Origin of the sequence: Dechloromonas sp. TW-R-39-2 (genome assembly GCF_016864195.1) — a bacterium.
Lineage (GTDB): Bacteria > Pseudomonadota > Gammaproteobacteria > Burkholderiales > Rhodocyclaceae > Azonexus.
The window spans coordinates 402,051-425,849 of record NZ_CP045202.1 but is presented as its reverse complement, the minus strand read 5'-3'; the positions used below and the strand labels follow the sequence as shown (position 1 = coordinate 425,849).

General features: G+C 58.7%; 21 protein-coding genes and 1 riboswitch. Of the genes, 14 read left to right on the top strand and 7 right to left on the bottom strand.

All coding sequences use genetic code 11. The features are described from left to right. Positions 1–13: 13 nt before the first annotated feature. Positions 14–784, bottom strand: coding sequence for a TorF family putative porin (locus GBK02_RS02055; protein ID WP_203468124.1), 771 nt, complete (start codon positions 782–784; stop codon positions 14–16). A 243-nt stretch (positions 785–1,027) separates the two neighbouring features. Here GBK02_RS02055 and GBK02_RS02050 point away from each other — a divergent pair, with 243 nt between their 5' ends. The 3 genes from GBK02_RS02050 to GBK02_RS02040 are packed head-to-tail and all read left to right on the top strand — an operon-like array spanning position 1,028 to position 3,958. Next, positions 1,028–1,270 (top strand): accessory factor UbiK family protein, encoded by a 243-nt coding sequence (locus GBK02_RS02050; RefSeq protein WP_203468123.1) that lies wholly within the window; start codon positions 1,028–1,030, stop codon positions 1,268–1,270. A 5-nt stretch (positions 1,271–1,275) separates the two neighbouring features. Next, positions 1,276–2,766, top strand: coding sequence for a YifB family Mg chelatase-like AAA ATPase (locus GBK02_RS02045; RefSeq protein WP_203468122.1), 1,491 nt, complete (start codon positions 1,276–1,278; stop codon positions 2,764–2,766). Beyond that, positions 2,759–3,958 carry a multidrug effflux MFS transporter gene (locus GBK02_RS02040; RefSeq protein ID WP_203468121.1) on the top strand — a complete coding sequence of 400 codons (1,200 nt, stop codon included), beginning with the start codon at positions 2,759–2,761 and terminating at the stop codon, positions 3,956–3,958. Before GBK02_RS02045 ends, GBK02_RS02040 begins: the two co-directional genes overlap by 8 nt. Here GBK02_RS02040 and GBK02_RS02035 read toward each other — a convergent pair. Beyond that, positions 3,938–4,330: a rhodanese-like domain-containing protein gene (locus tag GBK02_RS02035; RefSeq protein WP_203468120.1), complete on the bottom strand. Its 393-nt coding sequence runs from the start codon at positions 4,328–4,330 to the stop codon at positions 3,938–3,940. The genes GBK02_RS02040 and GBK02_RS02035 overlap by 21 nt on opposite strands. A gap of 88 nt (positions 4,331–4,418) precedes the next feature. Here GBK02_RS02035 and bamE point away from each other — a divergent pair, with 88 nt between their 5' ends. From bamE to murB, 3 genes are all read left to right on the top strand, one after another. Next, the gene (gene bamE, locus GBK02_RS02030) at positions 4,419–4,913 is read left to right on the top strand and encodes an outer membrane protein assembly factor BamE (protein ID WP_203468119.1); all 495 of its coding nucleotides are present in this window, start codon (positions 4,419–4,421) and stop codon (positions 4,911–4,913) included. A gap of 49 nt (positions 4,914–4,962) precedes the next feature. Further along, a riboswitch (S-adenosyl-L-homocysteine riboswitch) is annotated at positions 4,963–5,030 on the top strand. Between the two features lie 72 nt (positions 5,031–5,102). Then, positions 5,103–8,765, top strand: coding sequence for a methionine synthase (gene metH / locus GBK02_RS02025; RefSeq protein WP_203469269.1), 3,663 nt, complete (start codon positions 5,103–5,105; stop codon positions 8,763–8,765). 77 nt (positions 8,766–8,842) lie between these two features. Further along, a complete protein-coding gene (murB, locus tag GBK02_RS02020; RefSeq protein WP_203468118.1) occupies positions 8,843–9,856 on the top strand; it encodes a UDP-N-acetylmuramate dehydrogenase in 1,014 nt (337 codons plus the stop codon). Here murB and GBK02_RS02015 read toward each other — a convergent pair. Then, positions 9,807–10,544 carry an N-acetylmuramoyl-L-alanine amidase gene (locus GBK02_RS02015; RefSeq protein WP_203468117.1) on the bottom strand — a complete coding sequence of 246 codons (738 nt, stop codon included), beginning with the start codon at positions 10,542–10,544 and terminating at the stop codon, positions 9,807–9,809. The genes murB and GBK02_RS02015 overlap by 50 nt on opposite strands. 77 nt (positions 10,545–10,621) lie before the next feature. Between GBK02_RS02015 and GBK02_RS02010 the strand changes: the two genes are divergently transcribed. From GBK02_RS02010 to GBK02_RS01995, 4 genes are read left to right on the top strand one after another with little or no spacing between them, the layout of a single operon-like run. Next, positions 10,622–10,969, top strand: coding sequence for a cytochrome c5 family protein (locus GBK02_RS02010; protein ID WP_203468116.1), 348 nt, complete (start codon positions 10,622–10,624; stop codon positions 10,967–10,969). 1 nt (position 10,970) lies between these two features. Beyond that, a complete protein-coding gene (locus GBK02_RS02005) occupies positions 10,971–11,333 on the top strand; it encodes a cupin domain-containing protein (RefSeq protein ID WP_203468115.1) in 363 nt (120 codons plus the stop codon). A 42-nt stretch (positions 11,334–11,375) separates the two neighbouring features. Then, on the top strand, positions 11,376–11,945 hold the full coding sequence (locus tag GBK02_RS02000) for a hypothetical protein (protein ID WP_203468114.1): 570 nt from the start codon (positions 11,376–11,378) through the stop codon (positions 11,943–11,945). A 23-nt stretch (positions 11,946–11,968) separates the two neighbouring features. Then, positions 11,969–15,544: a PAS domain S-box protein gene (locus GBK02_RS01995; RefSeq protein WP_203468113.1), complete on the top strand. Its 3,576-nt coding sequence runs from the start codon at positions 11,969–11,971 to the stop codon at positions 15,542–15,544. Positions 15,545–15,562: 18 nt separating this feature from the next. Here GBK02_RS01995 and GBK02_RS01990 read toward each other — a convergent pair whose 3' ends face one another. Continuing rightward, the gene (locus GBK02_RS01990) at positions 15,563–15,892 is read right to left on the bottom strand and encodes a DUF1840 domain-containing protein (RefSeq protein WP_203468112.1); all 330 of its coding nucleotides are present in this window, start codon (positions 15,890–15,892) and stop codon (positions 15,563–15,565) included. 83 nt (positions 15,893–15,975) lie between these two features. On the opposite strand from GBK02_RS01990, the gene GBK02_RS01985 reads away from it, so the two are divergent. The 4 genes from GBK02_RS01985 to GBK02_RS01970 are packed head-to-tail and all read left to right on the top strand — an operon-like array spanning position 15,976 to position 19,452. Continuing rightward, positions 15,976–16,626 (top strand): methyltransferase domain-containing protein, encoded by a 651-nt coding sequence (locus GBK02_RS01985; RefSeq protein ID WP_203468111.1) that lies wholly within the window; start codon positions 15,976–15,978, stop codon positions 16,624–16,626. A gap of 3 nt (positions 16,627–16,629) precedes the next feature. Next, positions 16,630–17,523, top strand: coding sequence for an ROK family protein (locus GBK02_RS01980; RefSeq protein WP_203468110.1), 894 nt, complete (start codon positions 16,630–16,632; stop codon positions 17,521–17,523). A gap of 18 nt (positions 17,524–17,541) precedes the next feature. Beyond that, positions 17,542–18,231 carry an MOSC domain-containing protein gene (locus tag GBK02_RS01975; RefSeq protein ID WP_203468109.1) on the top strand — a complete coding sequence of 230 codons (690 nt, stop codon included), beginning with the start codon at positions 17,542–17,544 and terminating at the stop codon, positions 18,229–18,231. A 6-nt stretch (positions 18,232–18,237) separates the two neighbouring features. Beyond that, positions 18,238–19,452, top strand: coding sequence for a nitrate/nitrite transporter (locus tag GBK02_RS01970; RefSeq protein WP_203468108.1), 1,215 nt, complete (start codon positions 18,238–18,240; stop codon positions 19,450–19,452). Here the strand turns inward: GBK02_RS01970 and GBK02_RS01965 are convergent. From GBK02_RS01965 to hemE, 3 genes are all read right to left on the bottom strand, one after another. Beyond that, positions 19,399–20,385, bottom strand: a complete 987-nt coding sequence (locus GBK02_RS01965) for a hypothetical protein (RefSeq protein WP_203468107.1) — start codon at positions 20,383–20,385, stop codon at positions 19,399–19,401. The two genes, GBK02_RS01970 and GBK02_RS01965, sit on opposite strands and share 54 nt — an antisense overlap. Positions 20,386–20,435: 50 nt before the next feature. Further along, positions 20,436–22,418, bottom strand: a complete 1,983-nt coding sequence (locus tag GBK02_RS01960) for a primosomal protein N' (protein ID WP_203468106.1) — start codon at positions 22,416–22,418, stop codon at positions 20,436–20,438. Between the two features lie 286 nt (positions 22,419–22,704). Continuing rightward, positions 22,705–23,772 (bottom strand): uroporphyrinogen decarboxylase, encoded by a 1,068-nt coding sequence (hemE, locus tag GBK02_RS01955; RefSeq protein WP_203468105.1) that lies wholly within the window; start codon positions 23,770–23,772, stop codon positions 22,705–22,707. Positions 23,773–23,799: the final 27 nt, after the last annotated feature.

Genomic DNA, 23,799 nt, shown 5'->3' with positions numbered 1-23,799 from the left:
GGCTTAAGTCAAATTAAAAAGTTTTGGTGAAAGACGCTGCCAGAACGCCCTTGGATGCATCCTTGGTTGCCCAGTTGTAGGCTTCACCGGATTTGCCCTTGGCCGTGGTATCGGTATAAGCCAGACCCACGACACCGAAGCCAACATCCTTGGTAGCGCCCAGCTTCCAGTCGGTGTAGGAAGCAGCACCGTAGTTCTTGATGTTCTGACGACCGAGGTGAGCGATCAGGTTGAACGTTTCATCAACCGGGTAGGTCACCGTCAGGTCGGTGTAGTTGGAACCTTGCGTCTTCGCATCGGCCGCAGTACCACCCCAGTTGAAAATGCTGTTGGAAACAACGTGGTTGTACTTCAGGCTGACGATCTTCCAGCTACCACCGATATAGGCTTCGGTCGTGTTTGCCGTCACGCCGGCGGCACCCTGAAACTGGCCTGGGTAGAAGTAACGAATAGCACCGACGTCATAACCGAAATCACCGATGGCACCCTTGTAGCCGCCGTAAAGGTCGAGCTCGACACGGTTACCCTTCTGAACCTGGAGGTCCTTGCGGTCGGTCCATTCAATCGAAGAACCCCAGGCGCCGATATACAGGCCGCTCGAATGGGCATAGTCGACACCGGCTTGCAGGGCTGGCTGGTGCTGGCTCTGGCTGATACCGCGGAAAACGTAGTCGGAAACGACGCCAACATTGGCGGTCAGGGCCGGAGCCGGGGCAGCATCTTCGGCGAAGGCCGGAACAGCAAAGGCACTAACCAGAGCCAGGGCAATCAGTGATTTCTTCATGGTTTCTCTCCTGCAAGCAAAATAAAATAAACAAAAATGTTTTATGCAGCTCAACAGTAGCAGGAGGCGTGCCAGCCTCATTTTTGATCAAAATCAAAGGATCTCCCTGCGATTACGGCTCCCAACCGAAAACAGACGCACCAATCGAGTGCGTAGACTTTATTGCCCGCACCACCGACGAGCGGCCATCCTGAAAAGTGACTTACGCCGCTGTGTTACACTGGCCGATCACGGAGGAACCTCATGCTCGACCCCAAAACCATGGAAGAAATCGGCGCCAAGATGAGCGCCCTGCTGGCCAGCTCACCCGCCAAGGACATCGAAAGAAACGCCAAGGCCGTCATGAGCGGCATGTTTTCCAAGCTTGATCTGGTCACCCGCGAAGAGTTTGATATTCAGGCTCAGGTGCTGGCCCGCACTCGCGAGAAGCTCAAGCAACTCGAAGCCCGTGTCGAGGCCCTGGAAAAAGCCCGCTCGGGCGAGTAATCCACATGGCGCTAGCCGTCGCTCACAGCCGAGGGCTTGACGGTCTCAACGCCCCACCGGTCATCGTCGAGGTTCATCTGGCCAGTGGCCTGCCCAGTTTTGCATTGGTCGGCCTGCCGGATACCGAAGTCAAGGAAGCGCGCGACCGCGTGCGCGCTGCCATCGTCAATTCCGGCTTTGAATTCCCGAGCAAGCGCATCACGGTCAACCTTGCCCCGGCCGATTTACCAAAAGAGTCGGGCCGTTTCGATCTGCCAATCGCTCTCGGCATCCTTGCTGCCAGCGGCCAGATTCCGGCCCGCGCACTGGCTGATTACGAATTTGCCGGCGAGTTGTCTCTTTCCGGGGAATTACGTCCGGTTCGCGGCGCACTGGCCATGGCACTCCAGACAGGCCAGGGCAAGGCCTTCATCCTGCCCGAAAGCAGCGCTCACGAAGCCGCCCTGACCGGGAGCGATCATATTTTTGCCGCCCGCTCCCTGCTTCAAGTCTGCGCACATCTGGGCGGCCAGCAGGCTTTACCCCGAGCTGTCGCGGTCGACGACAGAAAAGCGCCGGTTTTCCCCGACTTGAATGAAGTGCGCGGTCAGACACAAGCCAAACGTGTGCTGGAAATCGCTGCCGCTGGAAATCACTCGCTGCTGATGATCGGTCCGCCTGGCTCAGGAAAGTCGATGCTGGCGGCCCGCCTGCCCGGCCTGATGCCAGCCCTCGATCCCGATGCGGCACGCAGTTCGGCGGCCGTGCTGTCCCTCACCGGCCTGTTCCGACCGGAAAACTTCGGCGTCCGACCCTATCGCCAGCCTCATCACACAGCATCTGCCGTCGCGCTGGTTGGCGGCGGCAATCCGCCCCGCCCAGGCGAAATCAGCCTGGCACATCAGGGCGTGCTTTTTCTCGATGAACTGGTCGAATTTGATCGCAAGGTCCTTGAAACCCTGCGCGAACCGCTGGAGTCCGGCCGTGTGCACATTGCCCGTGCCGCCCGGCATGCTGAATTTCCTGCCGAGTTTCAGCTGATTGGGGCGATGAATCCGTGCCCATGCGGCTTTCACGGTGACAGCCAGGGAAAATGCCGGTGCACTCCCGACCAGATCGCCCGTTACCGCGGCAAGCTTTCCGGCCCGTTTCTTGACCGCATCGATCTGCTTATTGAAGTTCCCGCCCTGCCAGCCGACACGCTGGCCGAACAAGCCGCAGGAGAAGCATCGGCGACGGTTCGGGCACGCGTCGAAACAGCGCAGGCCCGACAACGGGCTCGCCAGCACAAACCAAATGCCCGCCTGAATTCAGCTGAAGTCGATCAGTGCTGCAGTCCCGATGAAGCCGGAAAACAGCTGCTTAAACAAGCCACTATACGGCTCAATCTGTCAGCCCGCGCCTGGCACCGCATTCTCAAGGTTGCACGCACCATCGCCGATCTGGCCGCCAGCCACGACATCACCGCCGCGCATATTGCCGAAGCCATCCAGTACCGCCGCCTTGCCCATGACTGAACCCAAAGCCGCACCGCGCGGCATTGCGCTGCTGCTTGCCGCGCTCTCGGCCCTCGGGCCATTCTCGATCGACACTTACCTGCCGTCCTTCCACGACATCGCCGACAAACTCGGGGCGACGCAGCTTGAAGTCCAGCAAACGCTCTCCGCTTATTTGCTGGCCTTTGCGGTGATGACGCTATGGCATGGCGCCATTTCAGACCGCTTTGGCCGACGCCGAGTCATTCTGATCGCCCTCGCCCTGTTCGGTATTGCTTCGGCCGGCTGCGTATTTGCGACCTGCATCGAACATCTCTGGTTCTGGCGCGCCATGCAGGGCGTGACCGCCGGGGCCGGCATCGTCATCAGCCGGGCGATTGTCCGCGATCTTTTCGACGGCCCGGCCGCTCAGCGCCTGATGTCGCAAATCACCATGATGTTTGCCTTGGCCCCGGCCGTCGCCCCCGTCATCGGTGGCTGGCTGCAAACCTTTTTTGGCTGGCGTTCGATTTTTGCCTTTCTTGTCCTGTCGACCGCAGCACTCTGGCTGGCCTGCTGGAAACTGCTGCCGGAAACCCTGCCGCCGGAAAAGCGCCAGTCGCTGCGCCCCGGCTACCTTGGCCGCACTTACTGGAAAGTATTTACCTCACCGGCGTTCCTCTTTGCCTGTGCGGCCCTGTCGCTGAATTTTGTCGGGTTCTTCATTTACGTCCTGTCGGCCCCGGTTTTCCTGATGCAGCACCTTGGCATCGATGAAACCGGCTTCCTCTGGCTGTTCGGGCCGGCCATGTGCGGACTGATGAGCGGCTCGTGGCTCTCCGGGCGACTGGCCGGAAAACGTTCCCTGAGCGGCACCATCGCACTCGGCTACGGAATAATGGCCAGCGCTGCGACGATCAACCTCGTGTTGAATCTGGCATTGCCGCCCGCCCTGCCATGGAGTGTGCTGCCGCTTTTTATTTACACCCTGGGTATGGCTTTGGCGATGCCCTGCCTGACCATCCTGGCGCTTGACCCTTTTCCCGATCAGCGCGGACTGGCGGCATCCTGCCAGACTTTTTTCCAGTCCGGATTCAACAGCCTGGCCGCCGGCCTGATCGCCCCGCTTCTCTGGGGATCGACCTTGACGCTGGCGCTCGGCATGGGTGGCATGCTGCTGCTCGGCGGACTGGCCGCACTGGCGCACCAGAAATCACGACTGTTGCCAGGGTAGACCGCGAAAACGCCAGCCGCCCAGCGTGCCGCGATGAAAATCCTCGTCAAGCGGACCTTCGAACCCTTCCAGCACATTGATCACCTGGGTAAACCCCGCCGCTTCGAGTGCCTGGCCGGCATCGAGCGAGCGCGTACCGCTCCGGCAAATGATCAGCACCGGCCGAGACAGATCTCCCTTGACCAGCCGCCGGACCTTGTCGGCAAACGCCGGGTCGATTTCCCAATCCGGCCCTTCCTGCCAGGCAACATGTTCGGCGCCAAGCGGATGACCGACATACATGTGCTCGATTTCCGTCCGGCAATCAAGCAGAACGGCTTCAGGCTGCAAGCCAAGCAAGGCGTAAGCGGCGGCGGGATCGAGGCTGTGCATCGGGGAATCCGTAAATCAGGGTATGCCGATATTATGAAAGCTTGTCAGCCAAAGCGTAAACTGGGCGAATCAACGATCGGGAGAATTCATGAAATTACGTCACTGGATCAGCAACGCCCTCGGCGCCTTGCTTGCCGCCTGCCTGCCGGCCTGCGACATGGTCAATCTGCCGAACATCAAACCCGGCATCACCAGCGCCAGCGAAGTCCGCTCGCGCATGGGCAATCCCGGCTTCGAATTCAGCAACCCGGATGGCAGCGTCACCTGGGAATACAGCCGCCAGCCAAGCGGGGTGCATTGCTACATGATCACCATTGGTGGCGACCAGATCGTCCGGACCATCGAACAGGTTCTGACCGAGACCAACTTCGCCCGCGTACGCGATGGCATGAGTCGCGATGAAATCCGCCGCCTGCTCGGCACGCCGGGCAGCAAAACCATCTTCGACAACCTGGGCGAAGACATCTGGGAATGGCACGTCGAAGGCACGCCATCGACAGAAGAAACCTACTTCATGGTGCATTTTGACCTGAAGACCGGCGGCGCTCGCAAGACCGCCAAGCGTGTGGCAATGAAAGGCTAAATAAATCAAGGCACTTGGCAGTCTTGGCAGCGGCCGGTAAACTAGCGGTTCTGCCGAGGAGCGCTGCGACCCTGAGATGGGGCCAGGCTCGGCAATGATCAACGGCGCTCGCAAACCCCAAACCGGTTTGTGGCGCCGTTCGTTTTTGCGGCGTCCCCGGTGTATTCAAGCTTTGCCGAGGTGATCCAGATGCAATCCGACCGTACCGCCGAACTATCCGCCCTGCTCCAGCAACGCCTGCTCGTCCTCGACGGCGCCATGGGCACCATGATCCAGCGCCACGGGTTGCAGGAAGCCGACTACCGCGGCACGAGGTTTGCCAATCACCCGCACGACCTCAAAGGCAACAACGACCTGCTGGTCCTCACCCGACCGGACGTGATCGGAGGGATCCACCGCGAATACCTTGAAGCTGGCGCCGACATTCTCGAAACCTGCACCTTCAATTCGACCGCCGTCTCGCAAGCCGACTACAAGCTTGAAGCCATCGTCTACGAACTGAATTTCGAAGGTGCCGCACTGGCCCGCCGCCTGTGCGACGAATTCACCGCTGCCAATCCAGCCAAGCCGCGCTTCGTCGCCGGCGTGCTCGGCCCGACCAGCCGCACCGCCTCGATTTCGCCGGACGTGAATGATCCGGGCTACCGCAACGTGACTTTCGACGCGCTGGTCACCGACTACCTCGAAGCGATCAGGGGCTTGGTTGAGGGCGGCGCCGACATCCTGCTCGTCGAAACCGTGTTCGATACGCTAAACGCCAAGGCGGCACTGTTCGCCATCGAACAATTCTTCGATAACGCCGGCCGTCGCTGGCCAGTGATGATTTCCGGCACGATTACCGACGCCTCCGGCCGCACCCTCTCCGGCCAGACCGCCGAGGCTTTCTGGAATTCGCTGAACCACGTCAAGCCACTCTCCTTCGGCCTGAACTGCGCCCTCGGTGCCAACGAACTGCGCCAGTACGTCGAGGAACTGTCGCGCGTCTGCGATTGCTTCGTCTCGGCCCACCCCAACGCCGGCCTGCCAAACGCCTTCGGCGGCTACGACGAAACACCCGAAATGTTGGCCGACGAAATCGAAAGCTGGGCCAAGACCGGCATCGTCAATATCGTCGGCGGTTGCTGCGGCACCTCACCGGATCACATTCGTGTCATTGCTCAACGGGTCGCTGCGGTCAACCCGCGAAAAGTGCCGGAAATCGAGAAGAAACTGCGTCTTTCCGGCCTTGAACCGTTCAATGTCGGCGCCGATTCGCTGTACGTGAACGTCGGCGAGCGGACCAACGTCACCGGCTCGAAAGCCTTCGCCCGCATGATCCTCGAAGGCCGCTTCGACGATGCGCTGGCCGTCGCCCGCCAGCAGGTCGAGAACGGCGCCCAGGTCATCGACATCAATATGGACGAGGCGATGCTCGACTCGCTCGCCGCGATGGACAAGTTCCTCAAGCTGATCGCTTCGGAACCGGATATTTCCCGTGTGCCGATCATGATCGACTCGTCGAAGTGGGAAGTTATCGAGGCCGGCCTCAAGTGCATCCAGGGCAAGGGCATCGTCAATTCGATCTCGATGAAGGAAGGCGAAGCCAAGTTCCTCGAACAAGCCAAGCTGGCCCGCCGCTACGGCGCCGCGGTGATCGTCATGGCCTTCGACGAAAAGGGCCAGGCCGACACCTTTGCCCGCAAGACCGAGATTTCCAAGCGTGCTTACGAGCTGTTGCTGAGCATCGGTTTCCCGGCCGAAGACATCATCTTCGACCCGAACATCTTTGCCATCGCCACCGGCATTCCCGAACACGACAATTACGCCGTCGATTTCATCGAATCCGTCCGCTGGATCAAGCAGAACCTGCCGCACGCCCACATTTCGGGTGGTGTTTCCAACGTCTCCTTCAGCTTCCGCGGCAACGATCCGGTGCGTGAAGCGATCCACACCGTTTTCCTCTACCACGCCATCCAGAACGGCATGACCATGGGCATCGTCAATGCCGGCATGCTCGGTGTTTACGATGATCTGGAACCGGTGCTGCGCGAGAAGGTTGAAGATGTCGTACTCAACCGCAATCCAGGCGCCGGTGAAGCACTGGTCGATTTCGCCCAGACGGTGAAAGAAGGCAAGGCCAAGGATAGCGGTCCGGATTTGTCGTGGCGCGAACAGTCGGTTGAGAAGCGCCTGGAACACGCGCTGATCAAGGGCATTACCGATTTCGTCGTGGCCGATACCGAAGAAGTGCGTGCCCAGTTGGAAGCCCGGGGCAAGCCGCCGCTCGCCGTCATCGAAGGCCCGCTGATGGCCGGCATGAACCACGTCGGCGACCTTTTCGGCGCCGGCAAGATGTTCCTGCCGCAAGTCGTCAAATCGGCCCGCGTCATGAAACAGGCGGTCGCCCACCTGCTGCCCTACATCGAAGCGGAAAAGACCCGTACCGGCCTGGGCAGCAAGGGCAAGATCCTGATGGCCACGGTCAAGGGCGACGTGCACGACATCGGCAAGAACATCGTCGGCGTCGTGCTCGGTTGCAACGGCTACGATGTCGTCGATTTGGGCGTCATGGTTTCCTGCGACAACATCCTGAAAGCCGCGCTGGAGCATCGCGTCGACATCATCGGCCTGTCCGGCCTGATCACCCCGTCGCTGGAAGAAATGGCCCACGTCGCCAGCGAAATGCAACGCCTGAACATGAAGCAGCCGCTGTTGATCGGCGGCGCGACGACCAGCCGCGCCCACACCGCAATCAAGATCGCCCCCAACACCGAAGGCGCCGTGGTCTACGTGCCGGACGCTTCACGCGCCGTTGGCGTCGCCACCAAACTGCTGTCCACCGAACAGCGCGACGGCTACATGGCCGAAATCGTCGCCGAATACGAGACCGTGCGTGCCGAACACGCCGGCCGCAAGGGTGCGACGATGGTCACGCTGGCCGAAGCCCGGGCCAACCGTTTCACGTGGAACGAGATTCATACCCCGGTTACTCCGAAGCAGCCGGGCCGTCATTCGCTGAACATCGATCTCGACAAACTGGTGCCGTATATCGATTGGTCGCCCTTCTTCCAAAGCTGGGATCTGGCGGGTCGCTATCCGGCCATTCTGCAGAACGAGCTTGTCGGTGAAACGGCTCGCCAGCTTTTTGCCGATGCCCAAGCCATGCTGGGCAAAATCGTCGCCGAACGGTGGTTGACCGCAAAAGCCGTGTTCGGCCTCTATCCGGCACGTGGCGAGAATGAGGACATCGTGCTCTACACCGATGAATCACGCAGCGAAGAACTGGCGCGCTGGGTCGGTTTGCGCCAGCAACACAAGCAGCCGAAGGGCCGTTTCAATGTCGCGCTGGCCGATTTCGTCGGCCAAAACGACTATACCGGCGCCTTTGCCGTGACGGCAGGCCTGGGGATCGACGAACACGTCGCGGCGTTCGAAAAAGCCAACGACGACTATTCGGCAATCATGCTCAAATCTCTCGCCGACCGCCTGGCCGAAGCCGCTGCTGAATGGCTCCATGCGGAAGTACGCACTCACTACTGGGGCTACTCGACGGATGAAAAGCTGGATAACGATGCGCTGATCAACGAGCAATACCAGGGCATCCGCCCGGCCCCCGGTTATCCGGCCTGCCCGGATCACACAGCCAAGCGCACCCTGTTTGCCTTGCTCGACGCACCCGCCAACGCCGGCATGCAGCTCACCGAATCCTGCGCGATGACGCCTGCAGCGGCCGTTTCCGGCTTCTACATCGGACACCCGGCAGCCAGCTACTTTGCCATTCCGAAAATCGGCCGTGACCAGCTCGACGATTGGACTGAGCGCAAAGGCATGACGCAGAAGGATGCCGAATACTGGCTGGCACCCCTGCTTTGATCGGCCGAGCAAAACTGCGGTCGAGCAAACGTCGACCGCAGCTTTTGTTTGCTTGAGCAAGATTTGCCCAAAGATCCATGACCATCCAGCACAACGTCGACCTCCGCGCCTTCAACACCCTGGCCCTTCCCGGGCAGGCGGCCCGCTATCTGAAAATCAGCGATCCAACCCAGTTGACCGCAGCAATGCCGGGCAAGGAGCGGCGTTTCATGCTCGGCGGTGGCAGCAACCTCGTCTTGACCGGCAATTTTGAGGGCCTGGTGCTGCACATGGCCATCCCCGGCAAACGCCTGCTCAAGGAAGATGCCGATGCCTGGTACGTCGAAGCCGGCGCCGGTGAAAACTGGCACGACTTCGTGCAGTGGACCTTGCAACAAGGCTGGCCCGGCCTGGAGAACCTGTCACTGATTCCCGGCACGGTCGGTGCTGCGCCCATCCAGAATATCGGTGCCTACGGGCTGGAAGTCGGCGATTGCCTGGAATCGCTCACCGCCTGGGATTTTGAAAAGCAGGCATTTACCACCTTCGACCGCGACACCTGCCGTTTTGCCTATCGTGACAGCCTGTTCAAGCAACAAGGCTGGCATTTGAGTGGCCGCATGGCGATCACCGCCGTTGTTTTCCGTCTGTCCAAAGCCTGGCAAGCCAATACACGCTACGCCGACATCACGCAGGAACTGGCGACCCGCCAGATTGCCAGCCCGACACCACAGGATATCGCCCAAGCGGTCATTGCCGTCCGCCAGCGCAAACTCCCCGACCCGACCCAAATACCGAATACCGGTAGTTTTTTCCACAATCCGGTCGTTGACCGCGAAAAAGCGGATCGGCTTGCCGCCGAGCATCCCACCTTGCCGCGCTACCCGCAGCCCGATGGCCGGGTCAAGCTGGCGGCCGGCTGGCTGATCGAGCAGGCTGGCTGGAAAGGCAAACGACTCGGCCCGGTCGGCATGTATCAAAAACAGGCGCTGGTGCTGGTCAATCACGGCGGCGCAACGGGTAACGATGTCAAACAGACCATGGCCGCCGTACAGAACGATGTCAGGGCTCGTTTTGCGGTCGACCTGACCCCGGAGCCGATTTTTCTCTGACCGACAGGCAAGCAGCGATCCCCGTTGCCAGTGCATCGGCCATCCGGGCCTGACGTTCCGGGTCGAGCAGTTCGAGTTCCTCTTCGCGATGCTTGATCACGCCGGCTTCGAACAGTACGGCCGGTAGCGTTGTGCGGTAGAGCATGACGAGATTGTCGTAGTACCACACGCCATTTTCGGCATCCGCCGCCAGGTGCTTGCGGCCATGCCATGGCGTCGGGACAAACCCCGCCCGCCGCAACTGACTGCCCATCGCCGAAGCGCAACGCAAGCTGGTCGCCAGATCAGGATTCTGGGCCGAAACAAAAATGCCGTAGCCGCGCTTCACATCGGTATAGCTGGTTTCCTGCCCGTCCCAATCCCAGTGCTTGAGATATTGCTCGCTGATCGAGTCATGATGGATCGAGATGAAAAACGCACTCCCCTTGGCCTGCAGAGGACGAGCGACAAGACTGCCGATATCCCCGGCAAAATTCACCTTGCGCAAAGGAAATCCCCGCTGGTCGACAGCCTCGGCCAACACCGCGGCAAAATCCTGATTGAAAGCAAACTCGCTGCGCCCGCGCGCACTGGTTGCACCGGAATCCTTCAGGCCATGCCCAACATCAATTGCGACAACAGGCTGGTCGCCAGATTGCGCGGTCGACACGCTGAACAGGTAAAAAAATAGTGAATGGATAAAACGCATGCAGGAATTATCGCGGCAAATTACCATGACTGCCTTCAAATCATGTTGAGTCAGCGATGCGGATCCCGGCCCTTTGTTTGCTTGCCCTCGCCCTGCCCGCCTGGGCGGAAGTGCAAAATGGGCAAACAGTTTATGAATCGACCTGCATTACCTGCCATGGAGAAGGCAAACTGGGCGCCCCCAGGTTAGGCGATAAAACCCGTTGGCAAAAACTGATTCGAGAAGGTCTCGATGATTTAGTGCCGGCAGCCTTGCGTGGTATCAGGAAAATGCCGGCAAAAGGCGGTAATGCAGCATTGAGCGATATCGAAGTCGCCAGCGCTGTTGTTTACATGGCCAACGCAGGCGGCGGAGAGTTTAGTTCACCCACCCTGGCCGATGCCGCCCGCTGGCGAACCAAGGCCAATCGTGGAAAGAAACACTAGGATGCCTGCACTCACCATTTTTTCCGCCGCCACGCCGGAGCCCAGCTACGATCGGCCACGGCCGGACCGCCTGCTGCAAGGTAATCCGCTACGCACCACGCATGAACATTTCCTGGCTGCCACGGGGCAGGTATCCGCCGGCATCTGGCAATGCGAACCCGGTGCCTGGAAAATTGCCTTTGCCCCGGGCAAAGACGAGTTTTTCTGCGTCATTGAGGGGCGTTTGCGAATCACCGATGAAAACGGGCAAGCCAGCGAGTTTTCAGCTGGTGAAGCTTGCGTTATTCCGGGCGGGTTTACAGGAGTTTTCGAGGTTATTGAAACGGTCCGCAAATACTACGTCCTGGTAGAAACTCAGCTATAAATTGCGCTATAGTCATTTGCCTCAGCCTACAAGACCGACAATATGACCGACGAGACACTTTCACCACGCGGGACCAGCGCCCATCAGCCAGACCTGAACTGGAGCCAGGTTCGCGAAACCGTTCTGATGCTTGAACTCTCGGCAGTTCAGATCGAAACGGCCATGAAGGACAGCAATACGTCGGTCGAAGTGCTGACGGACTCCTTCACCACCATGGCCGGCTATATGCGGATGATTTCCGAAACCGTCCAGACGCTGCCCGATCAAGGTGAAGTCGGCGTAGCCAAGCAAAATTTGAGCGGCGTTTCAGATCATGTTTCCAGCATGGTGCATCAAGCCATCATCGCCTTCCAGTTCTACGACAAGCTGGTCCAGCGCCTGGCCCACGTCGGCCTCAGCCTCGGTGATCTGAGCGACCTGGTGGCTGACCGCCAGCGGCTGTTCAATCCGGACGAATGGGTTGATCTTCAGAACCGGATCAAATCGAAATATTCGACCCGCGAAGAAATCGCCATGTTCGAAGCCGTCATGACGGGGACGCCGGTTCAGGACGCTGTCGATCAATTCATGTCCGAAATGAAGGAAAAGAGCGACGACATCGAATTGTTCTGAGCACATAGCGGCTGCGACGCACCATGTCCCCTTCCTGCGACCTTTCGATCGAGGCTCTGGAAGAGGCATTGGCGATTGCCGGTGTTGCATGCTGGATCTGGTTTCCAACGTCGCCCACACCGCTACGCTCAGTCAATTTTCATCACCTGCTCGGGTGCAACGATACTGCCCTGCCACGCAGCGCAACGGAATGGCTCAATCTCGCTCATCCGGAAGATCGCCCGAAACTTGCTGCGCTGTTCGCAACCCCATCGGCCACCGCAAATACCGAACGACGCACCTTCACCTTGCGCCTGCGTCATGCGTCCGGCCTGTGGTCGTGCTTCGACGTCAAGACTAGCCCCCCGGCGAGCGATAGCGCTCCGACAATCTTCACCTTTAGCGACATCACCGAGCAAAAGCAGACGGAAGCCGCCCTGCGCGACAGCCAGTTACGCTACCGGGCCCTTTACAACACGACGCCGCTGGCCTTCATCCTGTGGAACAGGCAGGGACACATTACCGAGTGGAATCGCCGGGCTGAAGATATCTTCGGTTGGTCAGCAGAAAAAGTCGTCGGCAAGAAAGTACATCAGCTGCTGTTGCCGGAGAATCTTCACGCAGCCTTCAGCGATTGCATCAAGGCACTGATCCGGGGAGCTGGCAATGGCAACTTTACCGGCCCGGTCATTGGCAAGAATGGCTTGCAGCTTGAATGTGCATGGCACAACGTAGTCTTGCGCAACCCCGGCGGAGGGCTGCTCGGCATCCTTTCGCTTGTCCAGGACGTGACGGAAGCGCACTCGGCCCATCTGCGGCTCGAAAAAAGCGAAAAAACGTATCGCACGCTGGTCGAAACCTCGCCTGATGCCATTCTGCTGACCCGTCTGGACGGCAAGCTGCAGATGGCCAACCAACAGGCGCACCAGCTATTTGGGCTGAATGAGCTCGATGACCTTTACACCACCAACATTACCGATCTGCTGTGCACCACCGGCGAGATATCGGGTCGCCCGGCATTTATTGAAAATCCCGATGAATTTGCCGGCCTGATCGCCAACTGCCAGTTACGCATGCAGCGGCGCAGTGGCGAACCTTTCGAGGCGGCCATCGCATTCACCACCATTTTGGACTATCGCGGCAAGTCGACCGGGATCGTTCTCTTTGTTCGCGACGTCACGGAAAAAATTCAGGCTGAGCGGGAACTTGAACTTCATCGCGAAGACCTGGAACGACTGGTCCAGGAGCGCACCCTGGAACTGGAAGGCACCCGTGATTCGCTGGCCCAGATCATCGATGGCAGCCCTGTCCCGACCTTTGTGATCGATGCCAGCCACACCATCACGCATTGGAACAAGGCCTGCGAACAGATCATCGGTGCCCCAGCCAGCCAGATGATCGGCACCAAAAATCAGTGGCAGGCGTTTTACCCCAATCCCAGGCCGGTGATGGCCGATCTGGTCATTGGTGAAGATGGTGACATGGTCAATCAACTGTATGCGAACAGCTACAGTCACTCGAAACTCGTCCCGGAGGGGATCGAGTCCGAGAGTTATTTCACCAAATTCAACCGCTGGCTTTTCTTCACTGCCGCGCCTTTGCGCAACCAGCAGGATGAAGTGATCGGCGCCATTGAAACCCTGCAGGATATTACCGAACGCAAACAAGCTGAAATCGCCCTGCTCGAAGCCAAGCGGCAGGCTGAAAAGGCGGCCAACGCCAAAGCCGAGTTTTTGGCCAATATGAGTCACGAGATCCGGACGCCGATGAACGCCGTGATCGGCCTGGCCCACCTGCTGCTCAAAACCGATATTTCCGGCAAGCAACGGGACTATGTTTCGCGTATCCACGGCGCCGGCCAGATGCTGCTTGGTCTGATCAACGACATCCTCGATTTTTCAAAGATCGAAGCCGGTCAGATGCTGCTGGAGAATGCTGAATTTCTGCTCGATGAAGTACTCGACAACGTGACGGCAGTCCTGATCCAGCGGGCACAGGAAAAAGGGCTCGAATTGCAGTATCTGGTTGAACCGGATGTTCCCGCCAGTTTGGTCGGTGATTCGCTGCGCATGGCCCAGGTACTGATCAATCTGATCGGCAATGCGATCAAGTTCACCGCCACAGGCTCAGTCTCGGTTTTTATCCGCCAGGTTGCGCGCCAAGGGAAACAGGTCAAACTTGAAATATCGGTCAAGGATACCGGGATCGGCATGTCTGCCGAGCAGCAAAGCAAGCTGTTCCAGGCATTCAGTCAGGCCGACAGTTCGATCACGCGAAAATTCGGCGGAACCGGGCTCGGCTTGATGATCTGCAAGCGCCTGACCGAAATGATGCAGGGCCATATCGAAGCCAGCAGCCAGCCAGGTGCAGGCAGTACCTTCGTTTTTACCGTCAAGCTTGGCATCGGCGCAGCACAGGGTGATCCACTGCGCCCAGGCCTGCGGCGGGCCCTGGTAGTCGATGACAATCCCCTGGCCCGGGCCGTACTCGCCAGACTGCTGGAAAAATCGGGCTGTAGTACTGTCATGGCCGAATCTGGAAAGCAAGCACTCACCCTCCTGGAAAGTTCCACGCCATCGGCCTTCGATTGCATCACCATCGATTTGAACATGCCCGACATGAATGGGCTGGAGCTTGCCGAAGCCATTCGCAACCTGCACCCCAAGCCCCCTCGTTTGGTGATGGTAACCGCCAGCGATACGACAACACTCGATACCGACCCACGCCTCGACATTTTCGACACAGTGCTCAACAAGCCGGTCACGGCAGCCCAGATCAACAAATTGCTGGCAACCCGGGAAATTCACAACCCAGGCACCACAAAGCCAATGACGGCACCTTTGGCCGGTTTGCGTATTCTGCTGGCCGAAGATATACCGACCAATCAACTGATCGCCTGCGAAATGCTTGAAGCGTTTGGTGCCACGGTTGAAACCGTTGATAACGGCGAGCGAGCCCTGCACAAATTGCTCGCAGAGGGAAAGACCTACGATGTCATCCTGATGGACATCCAGATGCCGGAAATGGATGGTCTCGAAGCAACCCGAAGAATCCGGGCCAGCGGGCGCTGTCCTGGCCTGCCGATCATTGCCATGACGGCACATGCCATGGATGAAGAACGCCAGCGCTGCATGGCCGCCGGTATGAATGACTTCATCACCAAGCCGATTGATCCAGCCCTACTTCAAACCAAGCTCGCACAATGGAAACCGACAGCAGAAATGGCACCAACACAGATGTCGACCGGGACAACCCCAATCCCCCCCGCTGAAGCACTTCCCGAATTGCCAGGGATTGATCAGGAAATCGGCTTGAAGCGGATGATGAACAAGCCAAAACTCTATGAAAAAGTCCTGCGTGACTTCCATGGGCGCTTTGCGGATGAAGCAGCAGCCATCCGCAAAGCGATTGCCGGACAGGATTTCGGTGAGGCAGAACGGCGTGCCCACAGCACCAAGGGACTGGCCGGCTCAATCGGCGCCACCCGATTGCAGGAAGCAGCCCTGGCCCTGGAGCAACAATTGCATCTTGCCCAAGCCCCGGTCGAATCGGTTTTCGAGCAATACGAACAGGCACTGACCGAAGTCATCGATGGCATTCGTACCGGTTTCGGGCTCTAGCCTTGTCGGCTAGGCCGACTAGAAAGCCTGTGGCGCTTCCCAGATGATATTGGCGTCCCGGCCGGCGCGACCGGTTCGCTCAAGCATGTCGATCAATGGCCAGGCACGTTGGCGAAACCCAACCGCCGGTGGTTTTTTCTTGCCCTTCTCATCAAGCTCTTCATCCTCCGGCGGGTCTTCCGACTGCGCTACTGCCTGACGCAGTTTTTCTGCTGCAAGCGGCATTTCCGGCGGGGTAAAAACGCCCCGCGCCGTTGTTTCCTTACCGATCGCCTGCAACAAGGCGGCAGCCGTTTCGGCAAACATCAACACTTCACCCGTCTCACTGGAGACAAATCGGACAAGCATGCTTATTTCCTTTCACTGCCCGGCTTTCGGGTTGTCAGATCAGCCGGCAATCATGCAAAATGAACTCAAGGGGGAGAGTTCAAATGACAATACATATTACCGCCAATCCCTTGGAGACAGGGACAGATGAGCTTGAGCGCCTGGCGCTTGAGGAATGCATCAAACGCCAACGGGTAGACCGGGAAGTTTCCGTTTTGGTCATACCGGCTGGCCGTTGTGAAGTCGCCATCAAATTTGCCCGCATGGGGGCACGCGTCACCGTGGCCGATCAGCCTGAGTTGCAGCGCGAGATTGAAGGCCGCATTCTGGCTGCCGGGCTGTCGGATGAAATCCGCTTTGTTCCTTGTGATTTCCCGGAATTTCCTGTCACAGCGCAAAATTCCCCGTTCGACCTGATCATTTCACGTCGCGGACTTTGCCGTCTGCCCTATCACGAGGCAAAAACAATCGTCAGACAAATGCTGCACCAACTCAAGATCGGCGGAAAACTTTATCTCTCGATCCTTGGCTTGCACTCCGAACTCAGCGAAGGTTATGCCGCTCGCGACCAGATCATCAACGAGCGTTTCGCCGAACTGTCGCCGGAGTTGGCCGACAAATACAACATTCGCGGCCCGGTTTCGCTTTATACCGAACGCAATCTCTTCATGTTGCTGCTTGAGGCGGGGGGCAGTGTGTTGCGCACCCTGACCACAACCTATGGCAATGTGAAGGGCATTGCTGTCCGGGTCTGAACATTGCGCATCGGCATTGACCTGGGCGGCACCAAGATCGAAATCATTGCCCTGGGCGATGATGGCCGTACTTTGTTGCGTCGCCGCACGGTAACCCCTCAGGGGGATTACATGGCAACCGTGATGACCTTGGCCGGACTCGTCGAAGCCGCCGAAGCCGAGTTGGGACGGCGCGGTAGTGTCGGTATCGGTATCCCCGGCACCGAGTCACCCACTGGCGGACTGATCAAGAATGCAAACTCGACCTGCCTGAACGGCAAGCCCCTGCGTCGCGACCTGCAAGCCGTGCTCCAGCGTGAAATCCGCCTGGCCAACGATGCCAACTGCTTTGCCTTGTCCGAAGCGGTTGACGGTAGCGGGCAAGGCGCTGAAATCGTTTTCGGCATCATCCTCGGTACAGGCGTCGGCGGCGGTATCGTCATCGATGGCAAGGTCATCCGGGGAGCCAATGCCATCAGCGGAGAATGGGGGCACAACCCCCTGCCCCTGCCGGCGCTGGATGATCTCCCCTTGCCGGATTGCTACTGCGGACGACAGGGCTGCATTGAATCCTATCTATCCGGCCCGGCGCTGGTTCGCGAGCACTTCAATCGCCACGGTCAACAGCTCGATGTTGCCGAAATCGATCGTCGGGCAAGCGCCGGTGATGCCGCTTGCGAAAGTACGCTGCAGCGCTTCGAGCAACGCCTGGGGAAGGCGCTTGCCGGGGTGATCAATATTCTTGATCCGCAAGTCATCGTCCTGGGTGGAGGCCTGTCGAAAATGACCCGGCTGTATCGGCATTTACCTGTCTGCTGCGGTCCACATATCTTTTCGGATGTTTTCCAGACACGTTTCGAACCACCCAAACATGGGGATTCCTCGGGGGTCCGTGGCGCCGCATGGTTGTGGAATTGATGGCACAATTCACCAACCATGGCCAAAATTTCACTTTTCATCGGCGATATTCGCCCACTTGCCGGCTCAGGACGCCCGACCGGCATTTACAAACAGCCTGTCACCGGGGCGCTTGAACTGACACTCACCGGCTTTGTCGGGGATGAACAGGCCGACAAGCGCGTGCATGGCGGGCCTGAAAAAGCCGTACACCTTTATCCGGCACGACATTACCAGCGACTCGCAAAACAATTCCCCGAAGCTGCCGCAGCACTTCAAGCCGGCAGCCTGGGTGAAAACATATCGACTGGCGAACTCGACGAAAGCAACGTCCGGGTCGGAGAGATTTATCAACTCGGCACCGCCCGTCTTCAAGTTTGCCAACCGCGCAATCCCTGCTGGAAGATCGATACCCGATTTTCCAGCGATGGCATGGCCGCCTTTATTGCTGAAAATTCGCTGACCGGCTGGTATTGGCGAGTTGTACAACCCGGCATCGTCAGACCGGGTGACGAACTGAACTGCCTTGAATCGCTCGACAGCCCGACACTGGCCGATGCCATGCAGCTTTGCCAGGCCCATCGCCCGGACCCAGCCGACCTTGAAAAACTGACCGACACTCCCGGCATCGCCGCTGACTGGCAGCGCAAAATTCGCGCGCGGGCCGACTGGTTACGGCGCAATACCCCCCTGACCCAGCCGCAAAGCGGCGTTCCACGTGAAACCTGAAAACCAGTGACCACCATCGATACCCGCAAACTCTGGATCCGGCTTTTCCTGCCTTTTGCCGCCGGCTACTTCCTCTCCTACCTCTATCGCACGGCCAATGCTGTCATCGGCCCCGTTCTGGCACGCGAACTCAACCTGGGCGACAATGCACTCGGCTTGCTGACCAGCACCTATTTTCTTGCCTTTGGCGCAGCCCAGTTACCCTTGGGTATGCTGCTCGACCGCTTCGGACCGCGGCGAGTCGAAGCCGGGCTCCTGCTGATGGCCGCAGCCGGCGCTGCCATTTTCTCGCTTTCCGACACGCTGGGTGGGCTGGCAACCGGTCGCGCCTTGATCGGGCTGGGCGTTTCGGCCTGCCTGATGGCCTCGTTCAAAGCCTTCGCCCAATGGTTTCCGGTTGAGCGACAAGCCTCACTGACCGGCTGGATCATGGCTTCCGGCGGGCTTGGCGCGCTGGCCGCCTCAAAACCACTTGAGCTGGCTCTAGGCTTTGCCAGCTGGCGGGAAATTGCCTTTGGGCTCGCTGTCACAACACTTTTCGTCGCTGCGGCACTATGGACCTTCGCCCCCGACAAGACGAGTGAAAGCAAGGGCGATGGTTTCGCCGCTCAACTGGCCGGCGTCAAGTCGATCTTCGGCAGCCGGCATTTCTGGCGCTATGCACCGATGGGCTTCTGTTTTACCGGGGGCTTCATGGCTGTCCAAGGACTTTGGGCAACACGCTGGATGTCGGTTCAGGAAGGCCTGGAAGCCGCAGCCATCGCCAGTCGCCTGACCTGGATGAGCGCCGCCATGCTGGGCGGATTCCTGTTCATGGGGTTCTTTTCGACGGCATTGCTGCGCCGGGGCATTTCGCTTGACCGTATTTATCGCTGGTCGATGACGCTGGCGATCGGCCTCCTTGCGTCGATCACATTTTTCCCGACCCTGGGTGGCAGTCTCGTCTGGCCGATCCTGGCCGCCTGCTTTTCGCTTTCGAATGTCTCTTATGCCCTGGTGGCACAAGCGTTTCCTGCCGCACTCTCGGGGCGGGCAAATACAGCACTCAATCTGCTGGTTTTTGCCGGGGCCTTTGGTCTCCAATGGGGCATCGGCATACTGGTGGACAACCTTCAGCACGGAGGCTGGTCGGGTGACGCAGCCTTCCGCGCAGCCTTCCTGACCCTGCTAGGCGGCCAGCTGCTCTCCTTGGGCTGGCTTTTCTTCAGCCGGCAACGCTGAACTGGCGAGGTCGACCTGCTGCATTCGGCCGACCTCGCCCGATTCGGAAAGATACAGCCCGGCCGCCCTGATCTGGCCAAGTAATTCATTGGATGCCGTTTTCAGCGAAAACGGGGCGTCGACCGCAGCCGTGTAAAGCGCCCCGATACCGCGCTCGGCCAAGCTCGAATAATGTTCGCCCGACCAGATACCCAACTGCCTGAAGGCTGGATCGGCTTCATCGACCCAGCCGTTGTGGTCAGAATCAAGGGCCGAGAGATCGGAAAACCCGTTACCGCTCGCCACACCAAACAACTCGCGCCCGTTGTCCGCCTTGCCATTCCCATTCCGGTCAAAGACCAGGAAACCGCAGCCGGCGCCCATCCCGGGAATTTGTTCGACACAGCCATCGGCATCAAGATCAAAATCAATCCGCCGATCCGTCAATTCAACGGCCTTGCCATCGAACGACAACATCAGCGGATCATGCAGAACGATGCTTCCGGATTCCTCATCGACTTTTTCGCTTTTAAATTCGCGAGCCATTTCAGTCACCATGCTGAAGTCGATTTCCCGGCCATCAGCAGTCTTCACCCGGCCGCTGGCACAGACCGTCGTTGTTTCTGATTCGCATACCCGCTCGCTCATCCGGCTGTGCCACTGAAAACCAAGCTGGCTCGGACTTGCCTGGTTTTTGTCGGACGGCAAACCCTGCGTTGTGGCGGCAAGGTTTTCCGGGCATTTTTTACCGTTGACCGCAGCCATGATGGCATCGACCAGGTTTTTAAGCAGCGTCGCAACGCGCTCCCGGGCCGCCGCTGCATCCTCCCCGGCCGTCGACGAAACACCGGCAAATACCTGACGGAAGTTGCTTTCGAACGAGATTTCAGTGCTACGGGTGTACTGGGTGTCGTGACTGGCCGACAACTGAACGTTCGATTCCTGAATTTTCATGACCCTCTCCTTGCACAATTGGGAGAACTCCCCTGCAAGGGCCGTGCCGGTCATAATTCGTAAGGATCGACCTCAATGTGCCAGCGCAGTTTCGAAGGTGCCTTGATGCCTTGAATCGCCTCGCGCCAATACGGCAAGAACGTCTGCAATGCAGGCCGGGAGTACGATTCGACGAGTAGCTGCCCACGCTCCAGATTGGCCAGCCGGGCCATTTTCATCGGGATGGGGTCATAAACCATGATGTTTTCGTGCTCGGCAATCAGCGGAACGGCTGCTGCCGCCGTCAGGAAAGCAATCGAATCCGCCATGTCCGGCGCCTCGGCCCGCAACATCGCCTGAAAGGCGTAAGGCGGGAAGCCTGCCTGCTCACGCTCCTTGAGCAGGGTTTCGGCAAATCCAGGGTAATCGTGCGCCACCAGTGCGGCATAAAGCGGGTGATCGGGGTACTGCGTCTGGATTAGAACCTCACCCTTCAGTTCAGCCCGCCCAGCCCGTCCGGCAACCTGCATCAACTGGGCAAAAAGACGTTCCGGCGCGCGCCAGTCTGCGGCAAACAAGGCCGAATCGGCGCCAAGCACACCAACCAGTGTCAGTTTCGGGAAATCATGGCCTTTGGCCAGCATTTGCGTGCCGACCAGAATATCGGCTTCACCACCATGGATTTTCTCAAGCACCGCTTCCCACTGCTTGCGACTTTTGACCGAATCGCGATCAACACGCAGGATACGCGCTTCCGGAAACTGCTCGACCAGCCATCCTTCAAGCCGCTGAGTGCCGCGCCCAAATGGCAGGATGTCCTGGTTGCCACAAGTTGGACAAGCCTTGGGAACACGATATTCAAAACCGCAGTGGTGGCAGCGCAAGCGGCGATCCGCCTGGTGCAGGACCATATTTGCGGCACACCGCTTGCACCGTGAAACCCAGCCACAGGCGGTACAGGCCAGCACCGGGGCATAACCGCGCCGATTGAGAAAGACCAGGCTCTGCTCACCGCGCGCCAGACGCTCCCTGATCGCGGCAATCAGTGGCTCGCTGACCCCTTCCTTGAGTGTAGCCTTGCGCGTATCGACCAAATGGACCGTCGGCAAACTGGCATCAGGATTGGCCCGTTCGCGCAAACTTAGCAGTTTGTAACGTTGGCCCTTGGCATTGGCCCAGGATTCCAGCGAAGGCGTCGCCGAACCGAGCAGAATCGGAACGCCAAGCTGGCGGGCCCGGAACACGCCAACATCCCGGGCGGAGTAGCGCATTCCATCCTGTTGCTTGAAAGAGGGATCGTGCTCCTCATCGATGATGATCAGACCAAGCTCAGGCATCGGTGTGAAAATCGCCAGCCGGGTACCCAGCACGATACGGGCTTCTCCCGAGAATGCCGCCCGCCAGTTGCGCTCACGGGCAGCCTCGGCCAGTTCGCTGTGCAACGCAACAACGCTGGTATCGATAAATCTGGCACGCACCCGGCCTTCAAGTTGTGGCGTCAGATTGATTTCCGGCACGAGCAGAAGAACTTGTTTGCCAAGAGCCAGGGCTTTATCAATCAAGCGCAGATAAACCTCGGTCTTGCCGCTACCGGTCACCCCATGCAGCAGATGGACTGAAAATCCCGCGGGTACATCGACCGCCTCGACGGCCTGTGCCTGTTCTTCGGTCAACTGCGGCAAACCGGATGGATCTGGCAAACGTCGTGCCCGAGCATTGCGACGGACCGGCGGATCAATCCGTTTCAGACCAGCCGGCAAGGCCTGCATGACCACTTCGCCGATCGCAGCTTGGTAGTAAGCACTCGCAAACTCACAGAGCCTTAAAAAATCGGCAGGCAAAGGAGGCAAGTCCTGCAATATCTGGCTTGCGGGTTTTAGCTGATCAAGCGGCCAGTCACTCTCATCCACCACGTCAAGAATGACGCCGAGTTTCTCACCCCGGCCAAATGGGACGCGCACGCGTCGGCCAATTGCTGCGGTCGACGCTGTCGGATCGAGATAATCGAACAAGCGGTGCAAAGGCAGATCGAGAGCAACACGCAGAACAGGCATGGGTAAGCCGGGTTTCTCCAAAAACGCTGTAACCCATTACAGAAAAAGGGTTTTTCAGCTTGTCCACAAAAACTGTGGATAACTTTGTGAGTTTCTTTTGGAAGTGAGCGCCAAGTAACGATTTTGTAAGGATTTCGTTACTTTGCCGAAATATTAGGCAAGACAACAAACCCAATAAATTCAATCACTTGATTAAAGCGCGATGTGTCAAGTGGTTTCCCGGCAAAATCATGAGCGGGATGGAAAACTCTGTGTATAAGTCAAGCTTCCCACCCCACTTATGCTATCACTTACGTAATAAACGACTGTGTCCATGCACCGCTTCAACCAAGGCGGTCACGCTTTCTGGCGGCGTAAATTGCGAAATACCGTGGCCGAGGTTGAAGACATGACCGGTATTGCCGGCACCAAAGCTGTCGAGCACTTTCCTGGCTTCGGCAGCAACGACTTCCGGCCCGGCGAACAGCACGTTCGGGTCGAGATTGCCCTGCAGCGCAACCTTGTCGCCAACGCGACGGCGGGCTTCACCGATATCGATCGTCCAGTCGAGGCCAACGGCATCGCAGCCGATGGCCGCAATTTTTTCCAGCCACAGGCCACCATTCTTGGTGAACACGATGCTCGGAATGCGCTGGCCGTCTTTTTCCTTCTTCAAGCCGGCCACGATGCGCTGCATGTATTGCAGCGAGAACTCCTGGTAGGCCGCATTTGATAGCGAACCGCCCCAGGTATCGAAAATCATCACCGCCTGGGCGCCGGAGTCGATCTGGGCGTTCAGGTAGGAAATCACCGATTCGGTGGTCACCGACAGGATCTTGTGCAGCAGGTCCGGCCGGCTGTACATCATTCCCTTGATATGGCGGAAATCGCTCGAACCCTGGCCTTCGACCATGTAGCAGGCAAGCGTGTACGGGCTGCCGGAGAAGCCGATCAGCGGCACCGAATTGTCCAGCGCGCGGCGGATTTCGGAAACGGCATCCATCACGTAACCAAGATGCTCGTACGGGTCCGGCGCGGTCAGGTTGTTGATCGCCCATTCCTCGCGCAGCGGACGTTCGAAACGCGGCCCTTCGCCTTCTGCGAAATAAAGACCCAGGCCCATCGCATCCGGCACGGTCAGGATGTCGGAGAACAGAATGGCGGCATCCAGATCGTAGCGGGCCAGCGGCTGCAGGGTAACTTCGCAGGCCATCGTCGGCGATTTGCACAGATTCAGGAAATTGCCTGCCCGCTTACGCGTTTCGCAGTATTCGGGCAGATAGCGACCGGCCTGACGCATCAGCCAGAGCGGGGTGTATTCGGTCGGCTCCTTGAGAAGGGCGCGCAGGAAGGTGTCGTTCTTGGGTCGGCTCACGGTGGGTTCCGCCTGAAAAATCGAAAG